This is a genomic window from Mesorhizobium sp. M7A.F.Ca.CA.004.12.1.1, from assembly GCF_003997835.1.
Lineage (GTDB): Bacteria > Pseudomonadota > Alphaproteobacteria > Rhizobiales > Rhizobiaceae > Mesorhizobium.
On sequence record NZ_RZRK01000613.1, the window covers coordinates 1 to 3,704 of the forward strand.

The 3,704-nt window shown below is 62.6% G+C and carries 4 protein-coding genes; all 4 read right to left on the reverse strand.

Annotated elements, in window-relative coordinates:
• Window positions 1-264, reverse strand: a 264-nt coding sequence (locus EN984_RS26150) for an ATP-binding cassette domain-containing protein (protein ID WP_164765657.1), incomplete at its 3' end; no start/stop codon positions are given.
• A 3-nt stretch (window positions 265-267) separates the two neighbouring features.
• Entirely contained in the window at window positions 268-1,254 is a 987-nt protein-coding gene (locus EN984_RS26155; protein WP_127269325.1) for an ABC transporter permease, read from the reverse strand.
• Window positions 1,255-1,368: 114 nt separating this feature from the next.
• Window positions 1,369-2,304 carry a substrate-binding domain-containing protein gene (locus EN984_RS26160; protein ID WP_013532868.1) on the reverse strand — a complete coding sequence of 312 codons (936 nt, stop codon included), beginning with the start codon at window positions 2,302-2,304 and terminating at the stop codon, window positions 1,369-1,371.
• A gap of 344 nt (window positions 2,305-2,648) precedes the next feature.
• A partial coding sequence (locus EN984_RS26165) for a fumarylacetoacetate hydrolase family protein (protein WP_127384051.1) occupies window positions 2,649-3,704 on the reverse strand: 1,056 nt, incomplete at its 5' end.

Sequence of the window (3,704 nt, forward strand, 5' to 3'; positions counted from 1 at the left end):
GTCCTGGTAGATCGTCTCGATGCCGTGGGCGATGGCGTCGCTGGTGCTGCGCAGGCTCACCTTCTTGCCGCGAATGAAGATATCGCCGCTGGTCAGCGGAACGGCACCCGAGAGCACCTTGATCAGCGTCGACTTGCCGGCGCCATTGTCGCCGAGCAAGCCGACGATCTCCCGTTCATTGACATGGAAATTGGCATCCTCCAGCGCCTGCACGCGGCCATAGGACTTGCGGATGCTCGTCATGCGGATCAGTGGCTCGGCCATGGTTCAAGTCCCCGCCTGGTGCCGGCGTTCCAGCCATGAATGCAGCGCCATCATGCCGAGGATGATGGCGCCGATGAAGATGTTGTAGGCAAGACCGGGCACGCCGATCAGCACGATGCCGTTGCGCATCACGCGTAGGATCAGGATGCCGAGCACGGTGCCGATGATCGTGCCGCGCCCGCCGGTCAGGGCGGTACCGCCGATCACCACCATGGCGATGACTTCCAACTCATAGCCGGTACCGCTGTTGGGGTTGGCGGCGGAAGTGCGCAGCGAAGAGATGACGCCGGCAAGCGAGGCCATGACCGACGACAGCACGAACAGGCCGATCTTGACGCCGCTGACATTGACGCCGCGCGCCCTTGCAGCACTCGGGTTGCCGCCGGCCGCCTGGATCCAGTTGCCGGTGCGGCTTTGCGTCAGCACATAGCCGAGCCCGATCGCCGCGGCGATGAACCAGAACAGCGACATGTAGATGCGGAACGGGCCGATGAAGAAATCGCCGACCAGCACTTCCGCCAGCCAGCTGCCTTCCGCGGTCCAGGTGCGCTGCGGAAAACCATCGGTGACGAAAAGAGCGGTGCCGCGCACCACCAGCAGCATGCCGAGCGTCACCAGGAAGGACGGGATCTTGAGCTGCGTCACGAACCAGCCATTGACCAGCCCGATGAAGGCGGCGACCAGCAGCGCGGCGACAAAGCCGACCTCGAGCGAGGTCAGGCCGCTGTTGAACAGGGTCCACATCAAGACCGGCGAGAAGCCGAATAGGGAACCGACCGAGAGGTCGAACTCGCCCGATGTCATCAACAGCGTCATCGCCAGCGCGATCAGGCCGAGCTCGACCGTGAAGGCCAGCGTGTTGGAGATGTTCTGCGGCGACAGGAAGTCGTGGTTGAAACTCCAGAAAACGGCGATCTCGACGACGAGCAGCACGAAAGGGCCGAATTCCGGCCGTGCGATCAGGCGTTGGACGAGCGAATGATTTTCCACAGGCAATCCGCGACATGAGTGGAAGGCTGAGCGTTGCACATCGCGTGCGAAGGGCTCGGCGAAATGGAGAGCCAGTCGCGACCGTTGGGCGGCCGCGACTGCTAGGATTGGATGTTACTTGCCGGACAGGATGTCATCGTAGATTTGCGCGGTGTCTTTTTCGTAGAGCGCGCCGGTGATGACGTTGAAGCCCGGAGGAATGCCGCCGGCGGCCATATTGGCCAGCGAAAGCGCGACATAGCTGGTCGCCTGCGGGTCCTGCCACTGGCCGGCATTGACATAGCCGTTCAGCACTTCCTGGGTGGTGTCGAGCGAATTGCCCCAGCCGACGACCGGGATTTCGCCCGGCTTGATGCCGACCTGGTCGAACACCCGCTTGATCGAGCCGGTGACGAGATCGCCCAGGCCGATGATCGCCTTGACCTTGGCCTTGTTGGCCGTGAGGTAGTCGACCATGCGGTTGATCACTTCAGCCTGATCAAGCGTGGCTTCCGTGATTTCATAGGTGATACCGAGCGGCTCGAAGACGCTCTTGATGCCTTCTTCTTCCTGCACGCCATAGGTGGCGCCGGGGATTTCGACCGGCATCCAGACGAAGTCGCCTTTCTTCACCAGGCCTTTGTCGACCAGATACTGCGCCCAATGCTTGCCGAAGGTGACATTGTCGCCACCGACATAGGCGTTGAAGTCGGCCTTCGGATCAGGCGTGTTGAAATTGATGATCGGCACTTTCGCCGCACGCGCTTCCTTGACGATCTCGATCAGGCTGCCCGGATCGGGGCTCGTGGTGACGATACCATCGGCCTTGGCGGAGAGGGCGGCGCGAACCGCTTCCTGCTGCGAGGCGACATCGCCATTGTGGAACGAGGTGTTGACCGTGTTGCCGGTGTCCTTGGCCCATTGCTTGGCGCCGGCCAGGAAGTAGGTCCAGACCGGATCGGCCGGACCGCCGTGCGAAATCCAGTAGAACGTCTTGGCCTGTGCCGCTGCTGGTACCACCATCAGCGCCACCAACAGGCCGTATAGAACGAGTCTTAGCCGTGTCAGCATTTGATTTCCTCCCGTTTGTAGATCGTCAGTTCAAAATCCGTCCCTTGTTCCGCGTCTTTTTGCCAGCGCCGGTTGAATGCGTCAGAGCATCCCCTTTTTCGACGGATGGCAAGCCTCCATCTGCCAAGCCTCCATCTGCAGGTGTAGTGGGCGCCTGACGGGGCGTCATCAGCGGTCCCATCAGATTGCATCAGCTGAGGTGATTTTCCGACTGTCGGATAATTGGCGTGATTGTTTAGGGTCGCGCGAACGCGGCCTGCGCCGACAAGGGTCACGCCGGCGACCATCCTGCGCCCACGGGACCAGGTCCGCAGCGCTTGGCAGGGCGTCGACGACACCAGTTGCTAGATCAGATCGGCTCTGGCCAGCTCCCGCATCAGATGGCTGGCGCCGTAGGTCCAGTGCGGACAGTCCGGCGACAGCTGCACGCGGTTGACCAGCGCGCCGAATTTTTCCGACGAGATGGTGACGATGTCGCCGACCTTGTGGGTAAATCCCTTGCCCTTCTCGCCGCGATCCTTGGACGGAACGAACATGGTGCCGAGATAGAGCGCCAGCCCGTCCGGATACTGGTGGTGCGGCCCCATGGCCGCGGCGACCAGTTCCTCCGGCGAGCGGCTGATCTCCGCCATCGAGCTTGCGCCCTCCAGCGAGAACCCGTCCTCGCCCTCGACTTTCAGGCGCACGACGGCGCGCTTGACGTCATCGATGGAGAATTTGTCGTCGAATAGGCGGATGAAGGGGCCGAGTGAGGCCGAGGCATTGTTGTCCTTGGCCTTGCCGAGCAGCAGCGCCGAACGCCCTTCGACGTCGCGCAGATTGACGTCGTTGCCGATGGTCGCGCCGACGATCCGGCCGCTGGAGGCGGCGATCATGGCGATCTCGGGTTCCGGATTATTCCAGGTCGACACCGGGTGCAGCCCGACATCGGCGCCGAAGCCCACCGAGGCCATCGGCTGGCACTTGGTGAAGATCTCGGCATCGGGGCCGATGCCCACTTCCAGATATTGCGACCAGGCGCCGCGCGAAATCAGCTTGGCCTTGATCTCCATCGCTTCGGGCGAACCGGGCTTCAGCTTCGACAGGTCGTGGCCGATCAGTCCTGCGATGTCGGCGCGGATGGCATCGGCTTTTTCAGCCGAACCACGCGCCTGTTCCTCGATCACCCGTTCCAGCAGGCTGACGACGAAGGTGACGCCCGATGCCTTGACCGCCTGCAGGTCGACCGGGGAGAGCAGGTAGGGTTTTGCTGGATCGCGCCCGGTTTCAAAACTGTTGGCGGCGATGTCATCGAGCGATCCGATCGGTCTGCCTTCGGCCGAGCGGACATGCCCAGCCGGGTCGGCCATCTCGCAAAGGTCGCGCATGGTTGGTGCCGCACGCGAGGTGATGTCGAAGAC

Bases quoted from the DNA above. Each gene is read 5' to 3' on its own strand.
- EN984_RS26160 (WP_013532868.1), bottom strand. From the start codon at position 2,304: ATGCTGACACGGCTAAGACTCGTTCTATACGGCCTGTTGGTGGCGCTG.